Below are 22,466 nucleotides of genomic sequence, written 5' to 3'. Positions count from 1 at the left end.
GTGCCGACCACTGAGCTGGTCGGCACCCCGGCGCCACGTATCGGCCGTGTATCGCAGGTGCTCCTACTTGCTGGTGATCCGGGAGACCACCAGATCGAAGTAGAAGGAGGCGCCTTGGGCGACCAGAAGACGGGCGTCGCTCTGGCCCTTGGCGGGAGGAACCGTGCCGCCGTAGGCGCCGGGGGTCTTCCAACCGACCTTGCCCGTATCGGGCGACACGGCGACGACGAGGTTGCCCGGTTCACTGTCCCAGATGCTCTGCCTTCCGACCTCGACCAGCACCTGTCCGTCACTGAGTAGCCCGATGGGCCTGATGTGGCAGCCCTCGCGCTGCGAGAACTCAGGCAGCGCGAGCTTCTTGCTGCCGACCTTGGCCGTGCAGGCGCTCGTATCAATGGCGACGTTGACCGTGCCGCTGGGGCCGATGACCGGGGTGGTCGAGGACGATGCCTTGGCCAAGGAGGAGTAGGCGTCCTTCAGCGCCGAGACATTCAGGGGTGCTGACGCCGCCCACCAGTGCTTCTCCGAGAACTTGCCTGAGACGGTTGCCGCCTCGCTGCCGTTGGCCTTGTAGATCGTGGCACCCGAGGACGTCACTCTCGAGAAGGCCTCCGGACCGGACGCGATATTGAACCCGCCGGGGAATCGAGTGTCCTCATCGAAGTCCGAATCCGGCTGCTTTCCGGGCTCGGAGACGAGCACCTCACCGTTCTTGGCCGACAGCACCTGGAACTGTCGCGACTTGATCTCGTAGGTGAGGATGAAACCGTTGTCGACCCGGCCTCCCTTGTACTGTCCGGAAGCGGTCCACTTCTCCTTGCCGGATCCGTCGTAGGCCTTCATGGGGCCTCCGTCAGTGGACTCCCCCTCGTCGGACACGATGCCGAGGTCAGGTGTCGCGCCGATGTAGAAGGAGCCCTTGGAGAAAGGCACCTTGGAGGTCTTGCCCGCAGCCCCGATCACCGTGGACTCGTCACTGGTCTGGGTGCAGAGCATCGAGCCACCAACCCAGGGGCGGACCTTGAAGCACTCACCGCTCCACACCGGCGTCGTCGTGCTCTTCGTAAGATCCACGAGGTGCTTCTTGCCATCTCGTTCGAAGGCCATCGTGGTTCCGTCTGCGGATGCGACGGGCTCGGAGACCTCCGCGTAGCGCAGCTCCTCCCGGACACCGTTGCCGGCGGGCAGAGCCGCCGCCCACCGGTTGTCGATCTCCGCTCCGGAGAAGAAGTACCACCAGGTCGCGCTCGCCCCCACCACTGCCAGGACGGTGACCACGGCGGCCACAGCCACCCACCGACGGCGCCACCACCGCCGCCGACGCGCACCGGTCTGCGGTCCCCCCGCCGTAGCCCGCGGGTGCTGCGAGCCCGGCTGGCTGTAGAAGGCGGGCGCAGAGGGACTGGAGATACCGGGGCCGGCCGGCATCGCGGGAGCGGCGAAGCCCGCGGTCCCCGCCGTTCCCGGGCTGAGGGGAACCTGTCCGGGGCCGGGGACGTACTGCTGCCCGCCTACCAGTGTCGGCGCATCCGGGGCGAAGGCCATCGTGGCCGAGGTCGCCGCCGGACTCGGCAGCGTCGCCGCCGGAGCCGCGGGCTCGGCAGGAGGGAGGGCGTCCCAGTCGTAGGGAACGAGCGAGGCCGTCGACTGCGGGGGTGAGGCCAGTCGCCGCGCTGCGGGAAGACCGGCCAGAGCGGACTGCATGACGTCCAGGCGCTGGGCGACGTCCTCAATGGAGGGACGCATGTCGGGCTGCTTGGAGATCATCGCGGCGATGAGCTCCCACAGCGGGTCGGGCACTCCCAGAGGCCGGCCCGGATCGCGTCGGGCGTGCTGGCTCAGCAGCTGGGCGGGCTCCCCCACGAACGGCGTCGTCCCGCACGTCATCTCGTAGAGCATGATGCCCAGCGAGTAGATGTCGGCGGCGGAGGTCGGGGCCTGCAGCGACAGGATCTCCGGCGCCATATACAGCGGTGTGCCGATGGCCCCGGTGAGGTGGGAGGCGGAGAAGGTGTCGCAGATGCGCGCCACCCCGAAGTCCGCCAGTCGGGGTACAACAGTCTCGGGCACCTCCCCTCCCGGGGCGACACCGACGACGACTGTCTCAGCGGGGTCGCCGCCCCGGCTGGGACGGGAGCTGAGCAGGACATTGGCGGGTTTGATGTCCCGGTGGATCACGCCGGCGCGATGAACCGCGGACAGTCCCTGAGCGATACGCGTCCCCAGGGACGCCACCTGCGCAGGCGGCAGACTGCCGTGAGACCTCAGCAGATCTCGCAGGTCACCGCCGTTGACGTAGTCCATGACGATCGCGAAGGTGGAGCCCTCGATGACAACGTCACGAATGGCGACGACATAGGGGCTGCGCACCCGCAGCAGAGTGGAGCGTTCCTTGATGAAGCGCTCCACGACGTCGGGGTTCTCCACCAGCTCCGCACGCAGAACCTTGAAGGCCAAGGTCTCCCGGGCGTCCGTACGCCGACCGCGCCAGACCTCTCCCTGGGCACCCGCACCGATCCGGGTCTCCATGATGTAGGAGCTTCCGAGGTGACGGGGGTCGGGGCTTTGGGACATGAGTGCTCCGTGTTGCTCAAGGGCGGTCAGACTTCATAGAGACCTTATCGCGATCTTTGCGCCGCCGGACCGCTATGCCAGGACGCGGTCGCCCATCCGCCTCGAATCTCACCACCCCATGGGAGGGTCCACGGTTCTGAAGCTCGCCGAGGTGACTACAGTGGTTCCCGTGAGCAAGCAGATGACTACCTCTGACCCGCTGGTGTGGATCGACTGTGAGATGACGGGGCTGGACCAGAGCGCCGACGCGCTCATCGAGGTCGCCGTCGTCGTCACCGACTATGAGCTCAAGCCCCTGGCGGAGGGAATCGATGTGCTCATCAAGCCTCCCGCCGCCGCGCTGGAGCAGATGGACGACTACGTGCGCACCATGCACACCTCCTCGGGCCTCCTGGCCGCCCTGGAGGACGGGGTGACCATGGAGACCGCCCGCTCCACGGTCCTGGACTACGTGACCTCCCTGGTTCCCGAGCCCCGCACCGCCCAGCTCGCGGGCAACTCCGTGGGCACGGACAAGGCGTTCCTGGCCCGCGACATGCCCGAGCTCATCGAGCACCTCCACTACCGGATCGTGGACGTCTCCTCCCTCAAGGAGCTGGCCAAGCGCTGGTACCCCAGGACCTTCTTCCACGCGCCGAAGAAGGCCGGCGGCCATCGTGCGCTGGCGGACATCCTGGAGTCCATCGACGAGCTGCGCTACTACCGCGAGGTCCTGTTCCCCGCCGGGGAGGGCCCGAGCTCTCAGGAGTGCAAGGACGTGGCTGAGCGGATCCTCAACACGCCTACCAGGTGAGCGGGACGACGGCGTCCTCGGCGCACCCCTCGAACGTGACGTAGTGCACCGACTCCAGTTTGGTGTGCGGGGAGAGGAGCGGATACAGTACCGATTCGTTGCGGTGATACCGTACATGGTGGCTGTAGCTCAGTCGGCAGAGCGCCTGGTTGTGGTCCAGGAGGTCGCGGGTTCAAACCCCGTCAGCCACCCCACTGATGGCGAACTATCCGCCCCCTCTCCCCCTCCCAAGGCAGCAAACGACGCTGCCACCTTAGCGGCGCAGGCTTGCTGCGGACAGCGATGGCTTCAGCATTCTCTCCTGCGCCCCGACAAATGAGCAGCGCGCTCACTGCGACGCCCCTGCCGGCGGAGCAGGTGCTCGATGCTCTGACAACCACCCTTCGAGAAAGTCCCTCCCATGCAACGCCGCGACTTCCTACTCGCCCTGGCCGCCGGAACCGCAGGCTGCCTCAGCGCTTGCAACACCGCACGACCGGCGGCCCATTCCACCTCACCGGCCTCGTCCCCGACGCAGGGCTCACCCCTGGCCTCCACGTCACCCTCCCCCACGCCCTCGCCGACCCCCTCCCTCAGCCCGCTCCACCTTCAGGACGGTCCACCACCACTTCCCGCGCCCAGTCCTGCGGACTCGCTCATCACCGGCCTGCCGGAGAACGTCGGCAACGTCGTGGCCATCACCATCGACGACGGCGTCGACTCCTCAGTCGTGGACGCCTACCTGGACTTCGCCAAGGACTCCGGAGTCCGCCTGACCTTCTTCGTCACCGGCTGCTATCCGAGCTGGACCGACAATCGGGACAAGATGAGGCCCCTGGTGGAATCCGGGCAGATTCAGCTGGCGAACCACACCTGGACGCACCCCGACCTGACGACGCTGTCGGAGGGCGGGATCATCGACGAGCTCACCCAGTGCGAGAACCTGCTGCGCAACACCTACGGTGTCACAGGCGCGCCCTTCATCCGGCCCCCCTACGGCGGCCGCAGCTCCTACACCGACTCGGTCTGCGCCAAGATCGGCTACACGACCACGACTATGTGGTACGGCTCCTTCGGAGACTCAGGGCAGCTCACGCCGGAGGTCCTTCTCGGTGAGGCGCAGAAGTGGCTGCTCGCTCAGCACATCGTCATCGGTCACGCGAACTTCCCCACCGTCACTTCCGTCTACGGTCAGATCATCGACATTCTGCGTCAGCGCTCTCTGCAGACGGCCACGCTCGACGACGTCTACTTCGGCCCCGGACACAATCGTCACGTCTGAGGGCGCTCACCGCACGAGAGTCTCCCGGGCCTCCTCCTGTCCCTCGCCGCACGGTCGCGTCCGATCGAAGGAACCGATCTCCGGGGTCCGCGGGAGGTAGGCGATCTCGCAGCGGCCTTCGAGCTGCTCGTCGAAGGTGCCGACCCAGTCATCGCCGATGACGAAGACATCGATGCCGTACTCGTCGATGTCCCGGCTCTTCTGCCCCCAGGTCTGCTCGGGGACGACCATGTCGACATAGCGGACGGCCTCAAGCATCGCCTTGCGCTGCTCATAGGTGAAGTAGGCGCGCTTCCCCTTGGAGGCGCTGAACTCATCGGTCGACAGCGCAACAATGAGATAGTCACCCATGGCCTTGGCCCGGCGTAGCAGCTCAATGTGCCCGTAGTGGAGCAGGTCGAAGGAGCCGTAGGTGATGATGCGTTTCATAGGGATTGTCCTCGCGGGTTGAACCCGTCGATCTTTGTATGAATCACACAAGAATCGATGGTGTTGTCGTTGGTTGCACGTATGGCGGTTGAACGCGCTCGCCACTAAGTCTAGGCACGAGACACCCCCCAAGAATCCTTTGTTACCCCTCTGAAGCAGGCTTTCAACTATGTCGGCCGTCACCCACTATCGCGTAACCCAATGAATGCGCGAAACTGCCACCCCACCCCTCGACCCGAGACACCACAAGCTGAGGCCATCATGTGACAGAACCCCAGTATTCCGCGGTATAGCAACGATTACGAGCGGTTTCGGCGCCGTCACGATAAGCCCCGAACATCACAGTCTGATTGCAGACGAGCCAATCATGACGACTACCGCTTTTCCTACTGGGCGACACAACTACCGTTATAAGAAAGCGAGTAAAGAAGGCCGCAACCCCAGGCCTTTACCGTCCCAGAAGACCGGAGGTCACCAGTGGTCGCAGTAGTTCCTGCCCGACCCCTTACCACCCCCTCCCGCACCTCCTCCAGTGTCCCCTCCGTGGCCGCTTCAGCGCCCGGCCTCCCGTCTGATTTCTCGGCAGTGAGCCGAGACATCGCCTCCTGGGCGCTGTGGCTCTTCCTGGCGACCCTTATCAGGACGCTCTTATCAACGCATCGAATTCTTTATCCGCGTCTGCTCCTGATAGGGGTCGCGGCCGCGGTTCTCATTCAGGTGACCGCCTGGTGCGTGACATGGCATTACTGGCCGTGGGCCTCGACGCGGGTCATGCCCTTCATCATCGTGGCCGGGGCCGGGTTCGCAGTCGGTTCCTGCTTCCTCGACCTCGCCACGCAGGTCCATCTGCTTCCGTGGACCGCGGGCCTGGCAGGGTCGGCCGTCGCGGTGGCGGATCAGTGGCGACTCCGCCTGAGATGGCGGGCTCACGCCCGGCGGGCCCTGGAGGCGGCCTCATGACCACCCTGCTCCTGAGCGGACTCGCCGTGACAGCAGCCGTCTGCGCCTCCTTGACCGCGGCCGTGATCCCGCTTCTGAGGAGAGCCCACGTCGTCGACGTCCCCGGGGACAGATCCCTGCACCGGACGCCTGTCCCCCGCGGTGGTGGACTCGCCATCGTTCTGGCCGCCTCACTGGCCACCTGGACAGCGGTCCTCGCTGCGGTGCACCTGCAAGGCGCTGTTCACGCGATGTCCGGGGTCGACGTCGCGCTCATGGGGCTGGCGACCGTGCTCGCCTTCGCGCTGCTCGGGCTGATCGAGGACCTGTTCTCGGTGTCCGTCAGGGCCCGTCTGGTTCTCCAGCTCGTCCTGGGCGCAGGGCTCGGTCTGGTGGCGCACAGCGCCTTCGAGGTCTCACTGTGGTGGACCCCGGCGATCTGCGTGGGCACCGCCGCGCTGGTCAACGCCACGAACTTCATGGACGGCGCCAATGGTCTGGCCTGCGGCCACGCCCTGCTGACCTCCCTGTGGTACGTCCAGGTGGCGGCCGTCGCCCCGGTCGCCGGACTGGGGCTCGTCATGGTCTCGGTGGCCGGAGCCTGCCTCGGCTTCCTGCCATTCAACACGCCTCGCGCCAAGGTGTTCCTGGGTGACTCCGGCTCCTACGCCCTGGGCAGCGCCTGGGCCTTCGCCGTGACGGCCTGCCTGTCCCGGGGTGTGGCCGTGGAGGCGGCTCTCGCCCCCGTCCTCGTGCTCCTGGCCGATACCGGCTACACCCTGTGGATGCGGCTGAGAGCGGGCCAGTGCTGGTACGCGCCGCACCGGCTGCACGTCTACCAGCGCCTGGTCTGCGCCGGATGGCCGCACTGGGCCTCGGCCCTCCTGGTGACCCTGGCGGCGGCGGCGTGCTCCGCCCTGGCGGCCAGCAGCCTGCTGACCAGCAACCGGCTCTGGATGCCCCAGGTCGCCATGGCAGCAGTCCTGATCGTCTACCTGAAGATGCCCTCCATCATCGGAGCCCCCAACCCCTTCCCCACCCTTCGAAGGGCGGGGTGAGGACATGCGCATCCTTCTTCTCACCCACTACTGGGCACCGGAGGTCGGCGCCCCCCAACGCCGCTGGAACCGGCTGGCCGAGGCGCTGATCTCACGGGGCCACGAGCTGGCGGTGCTGGCTCCGGCCCCCCACTACCCGGGCGGTCGTCTCCTGCCAGGCGGCGCGGCCCACGTGGCCGGTTCGATCAGGCGGGACGTCACCGGGGCGATGGTGCACCGCACGATCTTCCGCCCCTACAGCAGCGGAGTGTGCGGACGAGGCACCGATCAGATGGTCGCGGCGGCCGACTCCGTGCGCCTGGGGGTGGCGCGCTTCCGGGGAGCCAACCGTCCCGACGTCATCCTCGGCTCGGTTCCCGGGCTCCCCACCCTCCCGGCCGCGCTCGCCGTCGGCAGGGCCCTGCGCCGCCCGGTCGTGGTGGAGCTGCGCGACGCCTGGCCGGATCTGCTCCTGTCAGCCGCACAGTGGTCCGAGCCGGCCACCTGCCCATCGGCCCTGGCATGGGCCCACCGAGCCCGCCGGCTTCACATCGTCGACCACGGTACGCACAACCTCCTGCCGCCCCTCATCACCCGCCTGGAGCGGGAGGCCGCGGCCGTGGTGACGACGACCGACTCCTTCGCCCAGGTCCTGCGCTCGCGCGGGATACGCCGCGTGGTGACGGTGCGCAACACCGGCGCCGCGGTGCAGACAGGCCGCACGGGTGCCGACCGACGCCGCTGGGACGGCACCCTGCACGTGCTGTACCTGGGAACCGTGGGGCGCGCTCAGGGACTGGGCTTCGCGGTGCGGGCCGCACACATCGCTCAGCGCAACGGCACCCCGGTGGTGCTGCGGATCGTCGGCGACGGCGCACAGCTCCAGGAGGTGGCGGCCCTGGCCCACAGGCTCGGCGCCCCCGTGGAGATCCTCCCCCCTGTGCCCTGGAGCGAGGTGGATCAGCACTACGCCTGGGCCGATACGGCGCTGGTGAGCCTGCAGAACTGGCCGGCCATGTCCATGACGGTCCCCTCCAAGCTCTACGAGATCATGTCCGCTGGAGTGCACGTGTGCGCCTCGGTGGACGGGGAGGCCCGGCGCATCGTGGAGGACGCCGGCTGCGGTGACATCACCGCCCCGCAGGACCCGCAGGCCCTGGCCTCCCTGTGGAGCGCCCTGGCTGCCGACCGCAGCCGTCTGGACGTGACGGGTGGACGGCGCTGGCTGGCGGTCCACGCCGACGCCGAGGCCATGACCGACCGCTACGAGTCCCTCCTGAGGCAGGTGGCCGGTGACTGATGACCTCCAGATCCTGAGGAACCTGGCACTGCTGAGCACCTCCGCCACCCGGCAGCTGGTCGAGGATCCGGTGCTGCTCGCCCTGCAGGTGGCGCGTCGGCTCTCTGAGCCCTGGCGCGGTCGCAGCGCTCGGGCTCTCGGCATCGGCGCGGGCGAGCACGAGCTGCGCCGGGCGCTGTCGGCGTTCATCGCCGACCGACCGGACTCGGCTAGTGACGCGCTGGGCCGGGCGGTGCCGCGATCGCCCCTCGGCCGCCGGCTCGCCGCCGAGATGGCGATCCACCTGGGTTCCACCGAGCGCAGGCATCTTGATGATGCGGGCCTGAGCCCCGCGGTGCGCGCGCGGGACCTGTGGTCCCGGGGCCACCTGAGCGCCGCGCTCAGCACGCTGGAGGGAGCGCCCGGCTCCGGGGCGCTGCGGGCCCGGCTGCGTTCCCAGCTCGCCATGATGAGCCCGGGCTTCCACCTGCCCCGCTTGTCCCCCTCACCGGGCTGGACCGTTCCTGACCCCGGCGAGCCGCTGCGAGTCCTTCACCTGCTGACAAGCTCACTGCCCCACACCCAGTCCGGCTACACCGTGCGCTCGCACGCACTCCTTCAGGCGCAGTGCGACGCCGGCATCGACGTGCGGGCGGTGACCCGCATCGGCTACCCCGTCATCATCGGCAGGCCCGCCGCTCAGGCCACTGACGTTGTCGACGCAGTCACCTACCGGCGGCTTCTGCCCGCGCGCACCCAGGCCGCCCCGATAGCCCGGCTGGCTCAGATGAGCCGTCTGCTGGCGCGGGAGGTGGAGGCGTTCCGCCCCCACGTGCTGCACACGACCACCAACTACGTCAACGCCCTGGTCACCCAGGCGGTGGCGCGCTCCTACGGCCTGCCCTGGGTCTACGAGATGCGAGGGGTACTGGAGTGCACCTGGGTGGCCTCCAGGCCGGTGGGTCAGCAGGCCGAGGCATTGAGCTCCGAGCGCTTCGCGCTGCTGCGGGCCAAGGAGGCCGAGATGGCTCTGCGGGCCGACGCCGTCGTCGTCCTCTCACGGGTCCAGGCCGAGGACCTCGCGGCCCGGGGTGTCGAGCCCGGCCGGATCACGGTCGTCCCCAACGCCGTGGAGCAGGATGTCCTGGAGGCCGCCAGGTACTCGCCAGCGGATGCCCGCCAACGGCTGGGACTTCCCCGCGACGGCCTGTGGGTGGGCAGCGTCTCCTCCCTGGTGGGTTATGAGGGCTTCGACGTGCTCCTGCGGGCCGTGGCGCTCTGCCGTGCTCGGGGGGTCGACGTGCGGTGCGCCGTCGTGGGTGACGGGGTCAGCCGTCCCGGGCTGGTGGCCCTGGCCGGAGAGCTGGGGCTGGAGGCCTCGGTGTGCGTCCTTCCCGGACGGGTGGAGCGCGCCACGGCCCTGGACTGGTACCAGGCCCTGGACGTCTTCTGCGTGCCGAGGCTGGATACGCCGGTATGCCGGCTGGTGACACCGCTCAAGCCGATGACGGCGATGGCGCTGGGGCGGCCGGTGGTGGTCTCCGACCTTCCCGCGCTCAGCGAACTCACCGCCGCAGCGACGAATCGGTCCTTCCCGGCCGGGGACGTGGAGGCGCTCAGCCGAGTGCTGACTGGTATGGCGTCTGGAGATCCCCTGCCCTCAACGCCCTCAACGCATCAGCCGCTGCCCACCTGGAGCGGCAACGCAGTCCGTCAGGCCGAGATCTACAAGGAGCTGGTATGAGCAGGGCGTCCTGGGCCCCGTGGTCCGATGGGCAGCCGTTCTGGGGCGGCAGCTCGGAGGTCAGTGTCAGCGTCGTCGAGCTCAGCGAGCTCTACCCGGTGGGCCGGCGCCCGCCGCTGGGGGCCTACATCCGCCAGCTCTGGCAGCGCCGGCACTTCATCTGGGCCGACGCCCGGGCCAAGGCCCTGGGCTCTCAACGGGGCACCTTCCTGGGCAACGCCTGGCTCATCGCCAAGCCGATGCTCGACGCGATCGTCTACTTCCTGGTCTTCGGTCTGCTTCTGCAGACGAGCCGCGGTATTGACAACTTCATCGGCTACCTCATCATCGGCGTCACGTTCTTCCCGCCGCTGCAGCGGGCGGTCACCGGTGGCAGCCAGGTGATCGTCACCGGCAGGAACCTCATTCGAGGCTTCTCCTTCCCTCGGGCCGCCCTGCCCGCGTCGTACACGATTCGCAGCGCGATCGACCTGGTCCCGCCGATGATCGCGCTCCTCGTCCTCGTGGTGGTCCTCCCTCCTCACGCCTGGCCGAGCTGGCACTGGGTCCTCATCGTCCCGGTCCTGGCTCTTCAGGTGCTCCTGAGCCTGGGACTGACGCTGGCGGCCTCCCGTATCACGACGACGATCCCGGACATGCGCAACATCTGGCCCTTCCTGACGCAGTTCTGGTTCTACGCCTCGGGAGTCTTCTTCTCCTACGAACGGTTCATCAATCACCCGGTGATGCTGCGGGCCATGGACCTCAATCCCGGTTACCTCATCATCACGATGTACCGGGACGTGATCCTGTACCAGCGTGTTCCGCAGCCGCGCATGTGGCTCATCCTCAGTGCCTGGTCGCTGGGGCTGACCGCCGTGTCCTTCGTGTTCTTCTGGGAGAAGGAGGAGGCCTACGGTGTCGAGCGCTGAGACCGGAGCAGGGAAGGATTCAGCGGCCCTCCAGGCGGACGGGCCGGGGGAGGTGACACCTCCCTCCCCCATCGTCATGATGACATCGGATGGCGACTCGTCGGCCGCTGTCATGACCGCGGCCGAGGGTCACGAGGCCGGCATCGGCACCGCCACCGTCGTCGTCGACGAGATCGGGGTGAGCTACCGGGCGCCCTCCACGGACGCCGAGGATCTGCGCGCCGCCTCCGTGGCGCAGAAGATCGTCATGGGGATGACTGGGCACAGGCCGAAAGTGAGGGTCGAGGCCCTCAAGAACATCTCCTTCGTGGCTCGCGCCGGGGAGTCGATCGGGATCCTGGGGCGCAACGGGGCGGGGAAGTCCACGCTGCTGCGCGTCATGGGCGGCTTGGAGACGCCGACCTCGGGAACGGTGAGCGCCCGTTCCACCCCGGTGCTCCTGGGCGTCAACGCGGCCCTCGTCCCGGACCTGTCCGGCGAGCGCAATGTGCGCCTGGGCTGCCTGGCCATGGGGCTGACTCCCCAGCAGATCGAGGCGATCATCCCGGAGGTCATTGAGCTGGCCGGGATCGGTAAGGCCATCTACCGCCCGATGAAGACCTACTCCTCGGGAATGGCCTCACGTCTGCGGTTCGCGATCGCCGCCGCGGCGAACCCGGACATCCTCCTCATCGACGAGGCCCTGTCCACCGGTGACGCCGCGTTCAAGGAGCGCAGCGAGATCAAGATGACCGAACTGCGGCGCGCCGCCGGGACGGTGTTCATCGTCAACCATGCCGCACAGGTCATCGAGGAGATGTGTACCCGGGCGCTGTGGCTCATGGATGGCGAGCTCATCGGTGACGGCCCGGGCCCCCAGATCGCCCACGACTACCGGTGGTGGTCCTGGAACATCGCCAAGAACAAGCCGGACAAGGCCGCCACGATCCTGGCCGAGTGCCGGGAGAAGTGGAAACCGGCGGGGGTGCGGATCCAACGCTCGGAGAGCCGCACCCTGCCCTACCGACACGCTCGAGGAGTATGACCATGCGCAGTGAGGAAAGCACGATGACAGCAGGACGAATCACGGTCTACGGCTCTTGCGTGGCCAGGGACGTGGCCGGTGAGATGGAGCGGCGGGGCTGGAGCGTGGAGCGTTACATCGCCCGCCAGTCCCTCATCAGTGCGGGGTGCCCGGCCGACGTCGGCGACGTCGATCTGTCCCTGCTCAGGTCGTCCTTCGCCCGTCGGTCCTTCCTGTCCGACATGGTGGGCAACCTGGAGGCGCAGCTCACGGCCGTCGCCTCCCACACCGACCTCCTGCTGTGGGACCTGACCGACGAGCGCCTCGGCGTCCTGGAGACCTCCCCCGGGACCTTCCTGACGCGTTCGACCGAGGCGCTGACGGCCGGCCTCTACGAGGGGCTTCCCGCCAGGTTCCTCGAGCTGGGGACGGCCGAGCACCTGCACCTGTGGCGGCCCGCCCTGCTGCGTTTCCACGCCCTCCTGGAGCGGCTCGACCTGGCGAGGCGGACGATCCTCATCAACGTTCCCTGGGCGACACGGACCACCTCGGGGATGCCCACCGTCCCGAGCTGGGGGCAGACGGCCATGGAGGCCAACTGGGTCATGACCCGCTACATCGAGCTCGTCTACCAGGAGACCGACCTGCGGATTCTGCAGGTTCCCGACGAGCTCGTGGTAGCCGACGACTCGCACCGCTGGGGGGCCGCCCCCTTCCACTACGCCGGCTCCCTGTACTCGTGGGTCGCCGACGAGCTGGAGATCGCCCTGGCACCGCGCAGCCTCGCCCCGGCGCTGTGAGCCCCGTCCCGTGCGGCGGGCCGGCGTCGGGCCGGTAGGGCTCGCCCCGCTTCAACGACGACGCCGCAGCAGCCTGCGAAGGCGCACTGTCCTGGCCGGGCGCGGTTCAACCAGCCGTGGCCGGCGGGGCCACAGGGGGATGCGGGGGACGTCTGCACCGGAGTAGCGCTGCGCCGCCTCGGCTCCGGTGAGGACCCAGCCGACGTCGGTCCCGGCGTAGCCCAGGGGCTCCGCCTGCCGGCCGGCGGGTTCGACGGTGCACAGCTCGATGACCTCGCCGTCACGCACCACCGCCACCTCGGGCCGGCCTTTCCACAGCAGGAGGCGGGCCCGGTCCCGTGCGCCGAGGTTCCCCCAGGGGCTGCGGAGGATCTGCTCGGAGTCGAGGCGCTGCGCCAGCTCACGCATCTCGGCCGCGTGAGCCTGGCCCAGTCCGGGTGGCTCGGTGGGCATCCGGCCGGCGTCGACGACCCCGAAGTACCAGCCCAGGTCGTACAGGATCGTCTGCTGAGCCCAGGGCGCCCCACCGGCGGCATCGAGAAGGGCGTGGTAGCGCGTGCGCATCTGAGCGATGTAGCGGCCCGGCCGCGACCAGGCGGTCTGAACCGCGGAGTCGCCTGCGACCCGCTTGTCATAGTGGTAGACGGCCTCGGGCACGTAGACGATCCGGCCCCAGCGGCTGCGGATACGCCCCAGGTAGAGGGCGTCCTCGAAGGTGGGGGCCTCACGGTCCTCCGGGAACCGGGCCGCGAGCGCCCGGTCGGCCCGGATGAGGCACTCGTGGACGGAGAGCTGGATGGCCTGCGGCTGCCGGGCGGCGTCGACCCGGGCCGTACCGCCCTGGAAGCGGAAGTCGAGGGGGTGGGGGATCTCAGCGCCGTCCTGGTGGATGAGGGTGCGGCCGGCCAGGAGGACGTCGCCACGGCGCCTGGCGGCCAGGAGCCGGGTGAGGAAGTCGGAGGCGAGCCAGTCATCGGGATCTGGGAAGCCGATCCACTGTCCCCGGGCCCGCTCCATCCCGAGGTTTCGGGCGCGTCCCTGTCCGCCGTTGTCCGTCTCGATGATCTCGACGTCGAGGTCGGTTCGCCGCGCCCAGCTCCGGCAGGCCCGCGGAGAGTCGTCGCAGGCCCCGTCCAGGACGAGCACGACCTGAAGACGGTCGTGGGGGTGGTCCTGGGCGTCGAGCGAGCTCAGGAAGCGGGGCAGGTAAGGGGCCACCCCGTAGACGGGGATGACGAGGCTGACCAGGGGCGGGCGGCGGCGCATCGGCGGGGCCCCCGCCAGCGGGGCCGGCATCAGATCACGTCGCGTCGGAGCTGGGCGGTCAGGCGGGCGCAGGCTCCGGCGTCGAGCAGGAGGAGGTCCTCGGGGGCGGTGACTCGTCCGGCGACGACGTCCTCCACCGCCTGATGCACCTGCGCGCTGGTGTCGGCGCCGATGGCTCCAATGGCCTCGTGACGGGCGCGGTAGCGATCCGTGTCCGGCCGTGCGCGGGGGTCCCAGACGATACCGACGCAGCCGGCGATCATGCCCTCGTCGAGGACGGATGAGCGGTCCGAGACCACCGCCCAGGAGCGGACCAGGGTCTCGGGCAGCTCGCGGCCGGTGACGGCGGGCACGCCCAGGGCCCTGAACCACTCGGGTGCGTGCAGCACCAGCTTGGGGTGGGCGAACAGGACGGTGCGGTGGCCGGCCTGGATCAGGCCGGCGGCCAGCTCGAGCCAGGGCCGGTAGAGCGCGTTGAGGAGTCCGACGGCGTCGGGGTCGCTCTCCAGGGCTCGTGAGACCTCGGGGTCCCAGGTGGGGGCCAGCAGGATGCTGTCGCGCTCGCGTCCCAGCAGGCTGTGGAGGTGGTCGTGGCGGGGGAAGCCGGTACGCCAGACCTCTCGGTCGGTGAGGGTGTAGGAGGTGTGATCGGCCGTCAGCCCGGCCTGCTCGGCGGCGGTGGCGCACACGACGACGTCCATGCGGGCGCCGTTGAACCAGCGCCACATGTCGCGCATGGTCACGCCGTGCTGGAGGAAGACGAGGCGCTGGTCGGGGCCGACGCCCGTGCCGGTGAGGCGGCCCGCGATGAGCGGATCGCCGATATCGGACAGGAGGATGGTCTCGGCGCCGCTCCAGGCGGCGTCGAATCCGGGGCCGGTCGGGTCCAGCAGGACGAAGCCGTCCTGTGCGAGGCGCTCCCAGTCCGGGCTGCTGCGCTCGATGACGAAGATGTGCCGGACGCTGGGTGCGTGGGTGCGGGCGTAGCGGTACAGCGGCTCGGCGTTGTCACCGGCGCTGTCGTGGCGGTCCATGTAGAGCCAGGTGCGGGGCCAGTCGGAGGGGGATGAGGCGGTGTACGGCGTGGGCGCTGAGGAGGAGGCCACGGAAGTCGTGGAGGACGCCGCGGAGGAGGCCTCCGGGGCAGGTGACGTGCCGTCGGGCGTCTGGGTCTCCTGCGTGGCGGTGGGACTCAGGAGCCGGGCCAGGCGCCGGCGCAGGCCGGATGAGGCCGGTCCCGGGCGGCCTCGCCCCGGAGGCGTCTCAGGCGGTCTGGGATTGCCCCGGTAGGGGGCGACCGGGAGCTCCTGGCCGTCGATGACGGCGGTGATCCGCCCCTTGGGCAGCCAGACGATGCGCTCGTGGAGCACCACGTCGTCGAAGTAGCGGTGGTCGACCGTCTTGGCGCTGGTCGGCCGGGCCCAGGCGCCATCGACCTTCCACTGCTCCTGGGGCATGTCGCCGGCGTAGAAGTAGGTGGCCTTCTGGTCACTGCGGAACCTGCGTCCCGAGGGCAGGATCGGGGCGGGCATGGGGCCGGCGGCCATGGCGACCAGTGCGGTGCGACGGCCCACGGCCAGCGGCGTGGAGCAGTACGCCTCGATCTGGGGGGCGGGGACGCGCCGGGTGACGGCACGCAGGAGCTGGGCGACCTCGGCGCGCTCGGCGGCCGTGAGCCCCGCCGAGGGGTAGCGCAGTCCGCGGTCGGCGTCGGTGACCTGGATGAGGCGGTGGATGATGAGCTGGTGGACCCAGGCCGGTGGGGGGCTGCCGGCCTGCAGCCACGCCGGCAGCACCGTGCCCAGCAGGTGGCGGTAGTGGTCGATCCTGCCCCAGGGGCCGGGGGGCTGGGGGGCGTGGCGGATGACGGCCGGGCCGTCGTGCAGCCCCACCCGGTTGCCGGTGGCCATGATGTGGGCAATGAGCCCGCTCAGGGCGGTGTGCTCGTCATCGGTTGCGGTCTGAGCGCCGGCGGCGCCGTGGAGGGCCCCCGGTCCGTCCCAGTCCTGCAGGCCGTGGCGGGGGATGGTGAGCACCGCTCCGCTGACGGTGTCGGGGAAGATGTGGGGCTCGACGGTCAGGTCAGCGGTGCGGTTGCCGTGCTTGAAGCGCCACTGCAGCCGCTCGTCGCGGGTGCCGTCGGGACGGATGGTCACGGTCGGGGTGAGGACGACCGCCTCGCCGGTGCCGTGCTGGGCCACTGAGGTGAGATAGCCCGGCTCAACCCGGTCTCCCGCCTGGAGGAGCAGGACCCGGGCCCCTGCGGCCAGAGGGCGCAGGACCTGGCCCAGCCCCGCCGGATCGGGGCAGCCAATGGGGACGATCCCGCCTTCGAGCGAGCCCTGGTCAAGAGAGCCGAGTGTGTCCTGCCCATCTGCGGAACCGATGATGATGACGTGCAAGGTCTCGGTGCTGCGGGCATTCATGAGGTGGGCATCTCCATTTCGTGGGGCGGTCCCCAATGACTAATGGTGGACGTAGCCAGCACCTCCGCGTTGGAGATGTCCCAGGTGTGTCCGAAAGTCGTCCCTCTCCGTTGGACGAACCCGAATCGGGAGGCCGAATAGATACGGGCCCCGGCACGTGCGCAGTCATTGAGGAAACCGGTGTCCTCACCAGTGGTCGTCTCGGGAAAAGTCACCTCGCGCGCCAGGTCCGCCCGAGCCACCAGGGTCGGCCCAGAGACGAAAGTCGTATAGCGGTGCTCCCAGTCGGCGAAGCGCAGCACCGTCAGGTCCGGGCCCGTCAGGTGCAGGTAGTGGGCGTGCTTGCCCACGACCTCGGCACGGGCGTAGTCGGCCGCCGCGAGGGACTCGAAGAGGTAGTGATCGCCGTAGAGGTCGTCGTCGTCCATCTTGGCGATGTAGTCGGCCTCGACCCGCGAGAGCATGAGGTTGTAGCAGCCCCCCAAGGGAGTGCTGGTCTCGGCGCTGACCCAGTCGATCTCCAGGCCCAGCTCGCGGGCCCGGGCCCTGCTGCGGGCCGGGGCGGTGAAGCCATGGGTGAGGATGACCGGGGCCATCGTCACCCGCTGCTGACCGGCCAGGGTCTCAAGGACGTGGTCGATCTGCTCGGGCCGGATGGTGGACACCAGCGGTGCGATGGTGGGGCGGCGCGTGGCCCGCTCCCCCATGCCGACGGCTCGCAGCACGGTCTCCACGCGGTGGCTGTAGGTGTGCCGGCTCCAGATCTCCCGTTGCGCCAGATGCGTCATGTACTCCCCGAGGGCCGGGTTGGTCACGAGCGCTCGCACGGTGTGACCGGCCTGGGCGCGGTCGGTGACCTTGGCCAGGGCGCCTGCGGGCAGCAGGCGGTCGGTGGCCGGCGTCGGGGTGCTCACCACGGGAGTCCCGCAGGCCAGGACCTCAATGACGCGGCGCGGAAGCATGGAGGGGCTGTCCACCACGGAGCTGACGTTGAGGAAGACGGCGTAGGCGCGGTAGGCGCTGAGCATCTGGGTGTAGGTGAGGCTGCCGCGCACGTGCGAGTCCCAAGGAGGCGGGAACTGGTAGGTGTCGTCGCCGCCAAGGTACCGGGAGAAGATGTCCAGCCCGTGGGGCAGGCGTGCCGCGACGTCGTGGGCGCCGCCCAGGACGATCTCCATCTGCTCGCGCCGCTCGGGGTACTTGTGAGCGAAATAGGTGCCGGCGAAGGCGACATCCCTCAGGGGCGCGGGACGCCCCGCCTCGTCCAGCAGGCGGATCGGGTTGTGGATCGCGGGCTGGGCGGCGAAGGGCAGGATCCCGATGCGGTCATGTCCCAGGTCGCGCCGGTAGTGCTCCACCATCGCCTCATCGGTGGTGAAGACCCAGTCGAAGAGGCGTGCGGTCTCGATGGCCTCGTCGTAGTGGGCGGGATCCTCCTTGTTCCAGAAGACCGTCGGCACTCCTCGGTCCCGCAGCGTGGTGACCATGTCCCTCAGGTGGCTCGAGGGCCCCTGGGAGCCGATGACCTGGAAGCGCCAGGCGTCGTCGTTGCCGTGCCAGGCGGACTCTACGAAGAGCAGGTCGATGGGGGTCTGCTCGACCTGCTCGCGCCAACCGGTGGGGGTCAGGGGCACCGAGCGCCACTCGTAGCCCAGGGCGAGCGCCGTGAACTCGTCGGCGATCATCCCGACGGTCACGTCGTGACGGGGCCCGGTCTCCTGGGGTGTGGGCAGCGGCCAGTCCGGCAGGAGCGTCCGGCCCCGTCTCTTGGAGGCCCATCGGCGGGGGCGGGCCCAGGCGGTGGCCCGACGACGGCGCAGGTGCTCACGCAGCCCCGACAGCCCTGAGTGACGCAGGTGCCACAGGGCTCGCCGCAGCTCGGGGGCGGGTCGATGCGTCATGCGGGCTTCCCTCGCGAGGCCGCCCGCTTGCGCCGCCGCCTCTTGGAAGCCGTCTTCCCCTGGGGCTGCTGGTGGAGCGCCTCGGGGCCGAGCACTGCCTCCAGGGTGTCCCGCAGTGAGCGCGCGTTGTGCTCGGTGACGTCGAAGTCTCCGTGGGCGAGGCGGGGATCGGCCAGTGCCGAGCGGATCGCCTGGGCGATGTCCTGGGGCGAGGTGCCGCTCAGAACCCCGTATCCGAGGTCGATCAGCTCCCGGTTGCCCGGAAGGTCGGAGGCCACGACCCCGGTTCCCAGCGTCATCGCCTCCAGCAGGGTGACCGGCTGTCCCTCGTGCAGGGAGGGCAGGACGAACAGGTCGGCTCCGCCCAGGACCGGGAACGGGTTGTCCATCTGCCCCAGCAGCGCGACGTGCCCGGACAGGCCCAGGGAGTCGATCCTGGCCCGCAGCGTCGCCTCGAGCACCCCGGAGCCGACGATCGCCAGGCCGACGTTCAGTCCCTGAGCGCCGCCGCCCTCGGTGCCCTCCTGCTTACGCAGAAGGGCGAGCGCCTCGATGAGAGCCGCCTGGTTCTTCTCCATCGACATCCGCCCCATGGTGGCAAGGACGATGTCGTGCTCGTTCTTCAGCGTGGTGAAGGCCTCCGGGGCGGGTGCCTGTGCCCCGCGGCGGACCCGCTCGACGTTCAGGAGGTTGCGGGCCGAGAGCTGGTGCTGGGTGAGGTCGATGCCCAGCCCGGCCAGCCCGCTGCGGTTGTGGCGGGCCAGTCCCGGGCTGACGGCGACGACGGCGTCGACATCTCCGTAGAGCGTGAAGACACGCTTGAGGCCCGGGTACTTGTCCCGGTACTCGTTGTCCATCTGGTTGTGCTGGTAGCAGGAGGTGCGCGATCCGCGGCGACCCCAGGCCGCGATGAGCGAGACCCAGGTCTCGGCGTAGCCGTCGTACTCGATGGCGGCGTCGGGCACGAAGTCGCCCAGGATGCGGCGCGTCTCGCGCTCGTAGTAGGCCCAGTAGCAGTCCCAGAAGCTCTGTGAGGTGAAGGCCTCGGGGTGCCGGGCGAAGTCGTTGACACAGGCCCGTTCGTGGATCCGCCAGGGAGCGGCCCCGGGTTTGCAGATGACGTGGATGTGGCGGGGCAGGCGTCGGAAGATCTCCTGACGGTCCTCGTTGTTGCGCAGGACGGAGGGCTCGACAATGAGGTTGACCGAGTAGAGGTCCGGATCGAGCGCCTCCAGGAGGGCCAGGAGGGCGGAGGCGATCCCGTTGGGGATCATGGAGGCGTGGAACAGGAGGGTGCGGCGTCTGCGGGAACCGTCGCCAGACGCGGGCTCGAGGGCGTGGTCCCTGATGATCGCCTGCCGTCCGTGGTCGAGGTCGTCGTCGAAGAAGGCTCGGGCCAGGCGTGACGAGGCCTGTCCGTCCTCGTAGGGGCAGTACCGGTCGAGGGCCTTCTGGGGGGCGACCCCCTCTCCGGCCAGGGCACGCCCGATGGCTGAGGCCAGCTCAGCGCGGTCATAGCAGGCCAGCCCGGGGACCTCCCCAGGATCAAGGTACAGGCCCCGTTCGGCCCGGTACTCCTCGATGTCGTGCATGTAGAGCACGATGGGGCGCTTCTGGGGCAGGAAGTCGAAGAGGATCGAGGAGTAGTCGGTCACCAGGACGTCGACGGCGGCCAGCAGCTCATTGGTGTCGATGTCCTTGGGGACGACGCTCACCGGCAGATCGACGCCGGCCAGCAGCTTCTCGGACAGACGGTGGGCGCGGTAGACCACGAGCACGTCGTCACGGGAGGCCATGGCGGTCAGGTCGGCGACCAGGGCCTCGCGGTCCAGCTCTCGCTTGCTGACCCCGCCGCGCCAGGTGGGGGCGAACAGGACCAGACGGCGCTCATCGTCCTCAGCGAGTCCCAGGCGACCTCGCAGCGCTGTGCGCTCCTGGGCGCTCATCGTCAGCGAGGTGTCCAGTCGGGGGGAGCCGGCGACGATGGTGCGGCCCCGGTAGACGTCGAGCAGATCATGGTCCTCCACCAGCGCCCATCGGGTGAGCTCATTGGGCGCCATGAGCGTGGTGCTCAGCTGGAAGTTGCGCTGCAGGTTCTCGTAGTCGAGCAGACCTCCCCGCATGGACCGTCCCAGGGTCTTGAAGGGGGTGCCGTGCCAGGTGTTGAGGTAGCGCTGCTCGCGGCGGCGCACGAAGTAGGGGGCGAAGGAGACGTTGTTGACGAGGTACCCGGCGGTGGCGAGGTACTGCATGTACTCGGTGCTGTGCAGGGGGACGAAGACGACGTTGCGACGCCCCAGCAGATCCGCGGGGATGGCGCCCAGGTCATTGACGGCCCACACGTGCAACAGGTGGGAGTACTCCGGCCGGTCCACCATCCAGCGGAAGATGGCCAGGGGATGGCAGCCGATCGAGGCGCCGTGGTTGGACTCCCACAGCACCAGGTGGGGGCTGACGGGAAGGACCTCCAGGGCCTCGGCGTAGCGGATGTTGCGGGCGGCTGTCGCGGTGCGTCCATAGGCCCGTGGGTCCAACCCGTCCTTGCAGCCGAACTCCTCGGCCTGCTCGAGGATCTCGCAGGCGAGCTCCACCTGCCCGGCGTCCTGGGCCAGCTGGGCCAGGACCAGGCGGTGATTCCGGTCCCCTTTGAGAACCAGCGGGAGGACATGCCGGATGGACTGAGCGGCCTGACCCGCTGCGGCGGACGGGATCACCTTACCGGCACCGGGATCATCCGTAGAGCTGTGGGAGCTGAGGGCCTCGTGAAGGCCGAGCATGACGTCGCCGATGGTGGACTCGACCAGGTCCTCCGGCCGCTGCCGAGGCGGAGGTGTGCTCTTCGCGCGGACCAGGTCGAGGAAGCCCGTGCTGGCCAGCTGCTTGGACACCGATGCCAGCCCGCGCGGGGCCGGCCCCAGGTAGGCCCAGAAGGAGGCCAGCGCCTCGTCGTGGCGTCCCAGCCTCGCCAGGCAGACCCCACGGCGATAGTTCCACCAGCTGCGTGCGGGCTTCTTGAGCGTCCGCAAGGCCTCCTGGTACGAGCGCTCCGCGGTGGCGAGGTCGCCGACACGTTCCGAGGCGAGTCCCAGCTTGTAAAGAGTGTTCCCGTTGCCGGTGTCCAGTGAGGCGGCCAGGGCGTACTGTCCTTGTGCCCGCTCGTGCTCGCGTAGACGGTCCAGGCAGTAGGCCAGCTCGTAGGCCCGCTCCACCCTCGACATCCCCTCGCCCGGGTAGATCTCGAACAGCTCGGCCGCCAGCCTCCAGTCTCCCCGGGAGCACGCGAACTGGGCTGGTCCCTTGCTGCAGGCCTTTCCTCCGGCGGCCTTGCAGGCGGCGGCGAAGCTGGCGGCGGCGGAGGCCCGATCACCCTCACGGTGGGCGATGACCCCCTGCTCGAAGAGCTCCTGCGCGCTGAGCTCATCAATGTCGGCCAGGGCGTCCAGGGTGCACCTGGCCGGCCCGTTGAGCCCCAGGTGAAGCTGAGCCTGAAGGAGCTTGCGCAGCCAGGCGGCGTCGTTCTCGTGCTCCGGCAGTCCGGAGAGCAGAACCTCCAGGCGCTGCCACTGCGGGGTGCTCGCGGGCAGGCAGGCGAGCAGGTTCTCCGAGTAGCGCCGGTCCCGCACCCCCGAGGAGAGGGCCCGCGAGAAGAAGACGGAGGCCCCCTCCGGATCGTCCTGACGCTTGAGGAGGCAGCCGGCACGGTAGAAGGCCTCTCCGCAGGAGGGGTCGCGGTCGGCCACCTCGGTGTAGGTCCTCAAGGCCGCCTCGAACCGTTCCTGACGCTCAGCGATGACTCCCAGCCGCAGCTGGCTGGCCGTGTCGTGGCCGCTCTCAGAGAGCTTTTCATACAGACGCTTTGCCTCGGCCAGGTTACCGTCCTCGTACTCCCTGGCGGCGGCATAGCGCACCAGCCGGGTGGTGGCCGGCAGCTGCAGGCGGCCGGAAACGGCACGCCCCATTTTTCTGAGAACAGCATCCTTACTCACGATGGTCGCCCTTATTTCAGTATGAACATTACGCGTATTTAATCCTGCGCCTGTTGACGCAGCATGCAGCGAGCCTCGACCCGGACCTCCGCCCACCCCTCGATACAGCCCGCACAG

At 69.2% G+C, this 22,466-nt stretch carries 15 protein-coding genes and 1 tRNA gene; 10 read left to right on the top strand and 6 right to left on the bottom strand.

The features are described 5' to 3' along the window. Nucleotides 1-63 precede the first annotated feature (63 nt). Nucleotides 64-2,574: a serine/threonine-protein kinase gene (locus AB7V09_RS11645; protein ID WP_419143858.1), complete on the bottom strand. Its 2,511-nt coding sequence runs from the start codon at nucleotides 2,572-2,574 to the stop codon at nucleotides 64-66. A gap of 181 nt (nucleotides 2,575-2,755) precedes the next feature. On the opposite strand from AB7V09_RS11645, the gene orn reads away from it, so the two are divergent. From orn to AB7V09_RS11630, 3 genes are all read left to right on the top strand, one after another. Beyond that, the gene (orn, locus tag AB7V09_RS11640; RefSeq protein WP_040321314.1) at nucleotides 2,756-3,367 is read left to right on the top strand and encodes an oligoribonuclease; all 612 of its coding nucleotides are present in this window, start codon (nucleotides 2,756-2,758) and stop codon (nucleotides 3,365-3,367) included. A gap of 118 nt (nucleotides 3,368-3,485) precedes the next feature. Then, a tRNA-His gene (locus AB7V09_RS11635) sits at nucleotides 3,486-3,561 on the top strand. Nucleotides 3,562-3,767: 206 nt separating this feature from the next. After that, nucleotides 3,768-4,628, top strand: coding sequence for a polysaccharide deacetylase family protein (locus AB7V09_RS11630; RefSeq protein ID WP_279012492.1), 861 nt, complete (start codon nucleotides 3,768-3,770; stop codon nucleotides 4,626-4,628). Nucleotides 4,629-4,634: 6 nt separating this feature from the next. On the opposite strand, the gene tagD is transcribed toward AB7V09_RS11630, so the two are convergent. Continuing rightward, a complete protein-coding gene (gene tagD, locus AB7V09_RS11625; RefSeq protein WP_004565309.1) occupies nucleotides 4,635-5,057 on the bottom strand; it encodes a glycerol-3-phosphate cytidylyltransferase in 423 nt (140 codons plus the stop codon). A gap of 585 nt (nucleotides 5,058-5,642) precedes the next feature. Between tagD and AB7V09_RS11620 the strand changes: the two genes are divergently transcribed. From AB7V09_RS11620 to AB7V09_RS11590, 7 genes are read left to right on the top strand one after another with little or no spacing between them, the layout of a single operon-like run. Beyond that, a complete protein-coding gene (locus tag AB7V09_RS11620; RefSeq protein WP_256694378.1) occupies nucleotides 5,643-6,017 on the top strand; it encodes a dolichyl-phosphate beta-D-mannosyltransferase in 375 nt (124 codons plus the stop codon). After that, on the top strand, nucleotides 6,014-7,054 hold the full coding sequence (locus tag AB7V09_RS11615) for a glycosyl transferase family 4 (protein ID WP_419143857.1): 1,041 nt from the start codon (nucleotides 6,014-6,016) through the stop codon (nucleotides 7,052-7,054). The genes AB7V09_RS11620 and AB7V09_RS11615 overlap by 4 nt, the downstream gene beginning before the upstream one ends. A 4-nt stretch (nucleotides 7,055-7,058) precedes the next feature. Then, on the top strand, nucleotides 7,059-8,333 hold the full coding sequence (locus tag AB7V09_RS11610; protein WP_419143856.1) for a glycosyltransferase family 4 protein: 1,275 nt from the start codon (nucleotides 7,059-7,061) through the stop codon (nucleotides 8,331-8,333). Beyond that, entirely contained in the window at nucleotides 8,326-10,056 is a 1,731-nt protein-coding gene (locus AB7V09_RS11605; RefSeq protein WP_419143855.1) for a glycosyltransferase, read from the top strand. The genes AB7V09_RS11610 and AB7V09_RS11605 overlap by 8 nt, the downstream gene beginning before the upstream one ends. Further along, nucleotides 10,053-10,967, top strand: a complete 915-nt coding sequence (locus AB7V09_RS11600) for an ABC transporter permease (protein ID WP_060956507.1) — start codon at nucleotides 10,053-10,055, stop codon at nucleotides 10,965-10,967. Before AB7V09_RS11605 ends, AB7V09_RS11600 begins: the two co-directional genes overlap by 4 nt. Continuing rightward, the gene (locus AB7V09_RS11595) at nucleotides 10,954-11,991 is read left to right on the top strand and encodes an ABC transporter ATP-binding protein (protein WP_101558463.1); all 1,038 of its coding nucleotides are present in this window, start codon (nucleotides 10,954-10,956) and stop codon (nucleotides 11,989-11,991) included. Before AB7V09_RS11600 ends, AB7V09_RS11595 begins: the two co-directional genes overlap by 14 nt. A gap of 2 nt (nucleotides 11,992-11,993) precedes the next feature. Beyond that, a complete protein-coding gene (locus AB7V09_RS11590) occupies nucleotides 11,994-12,770 on the top strand; it encodes a DUF6270 domain-containing protein (RefSeq protein WP_279013339.1) in 777 nt (258 codons plus the stop codon). A 51-nt stretch (nucleotides 12,771-12,821) separates the two neighbouring features. On the opposite strand, the gene AB7V09_RS11585 is transcribed toward AB7V09_RS11590, so the two are convergent. From AB7V09_RS11585 to AB7V09_RS11570, 4 genes are read right to left on the bottom strand one after another with little or no spacing between them, the layout of a single operon-like run. Continuing rightward, nucleotides 12,822-14,066, bottom strand: a complete 1,245-nt coding sequence (locus tag AB7V09_RS11585; protein ID WP_419143854.1) for a glycosyltransferase family 2 protein — start codon at nucleotides 14,064-14,066, stop codon at nucleotides 12,822-12,824. Continuing rightward, complete coding sequence (locus AB7V09_RS11580; protein WP_419143853.1) at nucleotides 14,066-16,462, bottom strand: hypothetical protein; 2,397 nt, start codon at nucleotides 16,460-16,462, stop codon at nucleotides 14,066-14,068. Before AB7V09_RS11580 ends, AB7V09_RS11585 begins: the two co-directional genes overlap by 1 nt. Beyond that, nucleotides 16,459-18,363: a glycosyltransferase family protein gene (locus tag AB7V09_RS11575; protein WP_419143852.1), complete on the bottom strand. Its 1,905-nt coding sequence runs from the start codon at nucleotides 18,361-18,363 to the stop codon at nucleotides 16,459-16,461. The genes AB7V09_RS11580 and AB7V09_RS11575 overlap by 4 nt, the downstream gene beginning before the upstream one ends. Beyond that, a complete protein-coding gene (locus tag AB7V09_RS11570) occupies nucleotides 18,360-22,349 on the bottom strand; it encodes a CDP-glycerol glycerophosphotransferase family protein (protein ID WP_419143851.1) in 3,990 nt (1,329 codons plus the stop codon). Before AB7V09_RS11570 ends, AB7V09_RS11575 begins: the two co-directional genes overlap by 4 nt. Between the last annotated feature and the right edge of the window lie 117 nt (nucleotides 22,350-22,466).

This window comes from Actinomyces sp. SKVG-SVH-4(1) (assembly GCF_048514265.1).
In the GTDB taxonomy this organism is placed as follows: domain Bacteria; phylum Actinomycetota; class Actinomycetes; order Actinomycetales; family Actinomycetaceae; genus Actinomyces; species Actinomyces oris.
Note: the sequence above shows the minus strand (reverse complement) of the source record. Positions and strands in the feature narration are given on the sequence as shown.

Bases quoted from the DNA above. Each gene is read 5' to 3' on its own strand.
- AB7V09_RS11645 (WP_419143858.1), bottom strand. From the start codon at position 2,574: ATGTCCCAAAGCCCCGACCCCCGTCACCTCGGAAGCTCCTACATCATG.
- orn (WP_040321314.1), top strand. From the start codon at position 2,756: ATGACTACCTCTGACCCGCTGGTGTGGATCGACTGTGAGATGACGGGG.
- AB7V09_RS11630 (WP_279012492.1), top strand. From the start codon at position 3,768: ATGCAACGCCGCGACTTCCTACTCGCCCTGGCCGCCGGAACCGCAGGC.
- tagD (WP_004565309.1), bottom strand. From the start codon at position 5,057: ATGAAACGCATCATCACCTACGGCTCCTTCGACCTGCTCCACTACGGG.
- AB7V09_RS11615 (WP_419143857.1), top strand. From the start codon at position 6,014: ATGACCACCCTGCTCCTGAGCGGACTCGCCGTGACAGCAGCCGTCTGC.
- AB7V09_RS11610 (WP_419143856.1), top strand. From the start codon at position 7,059: ATGCGCATCCTTCTTCTCACCCACTACTGGGCACCGGAGGTCGGCGCC.
- AB7V09_RS11600 (WP_060956507.1), top strand. From the start codon at position 10,053: ATGAGCAGGGCGTCCTGGGCCCCGTGGTCCGATGGGCAGCCGTTCTGG.
- AB7V09_RS11590 (WP_279013339.1), top strand. From the start codon at position 11,994: ATGCGCAGTGAGGAAAGCACGATGACAGCAGGACGAATCACGGTCTAC.
- AB7V09_RS11585 (WP_419143854.1), bottom strand. From the start codon at position 14,066: ATGCCGGCCCCGCTGGCGGGGGCCCCGCCGATGCGCCGCCGCCCGCCC.
- AB7V09_RS11580 (WP_419143853.1), bottom strand. From the start codon at position 16,462: ATGAATGCCCGCAGCACCGAGACCTTGCACGTCATCATCATCGGTTCC.
- AB7V09_RS11575 (WP_419143852.1), bottom strand. From the start codon at position 18,363: ATGACGCATCGACCCGCCCCCGAGCTGCGGCGAGCCCTGTGGCACCTG.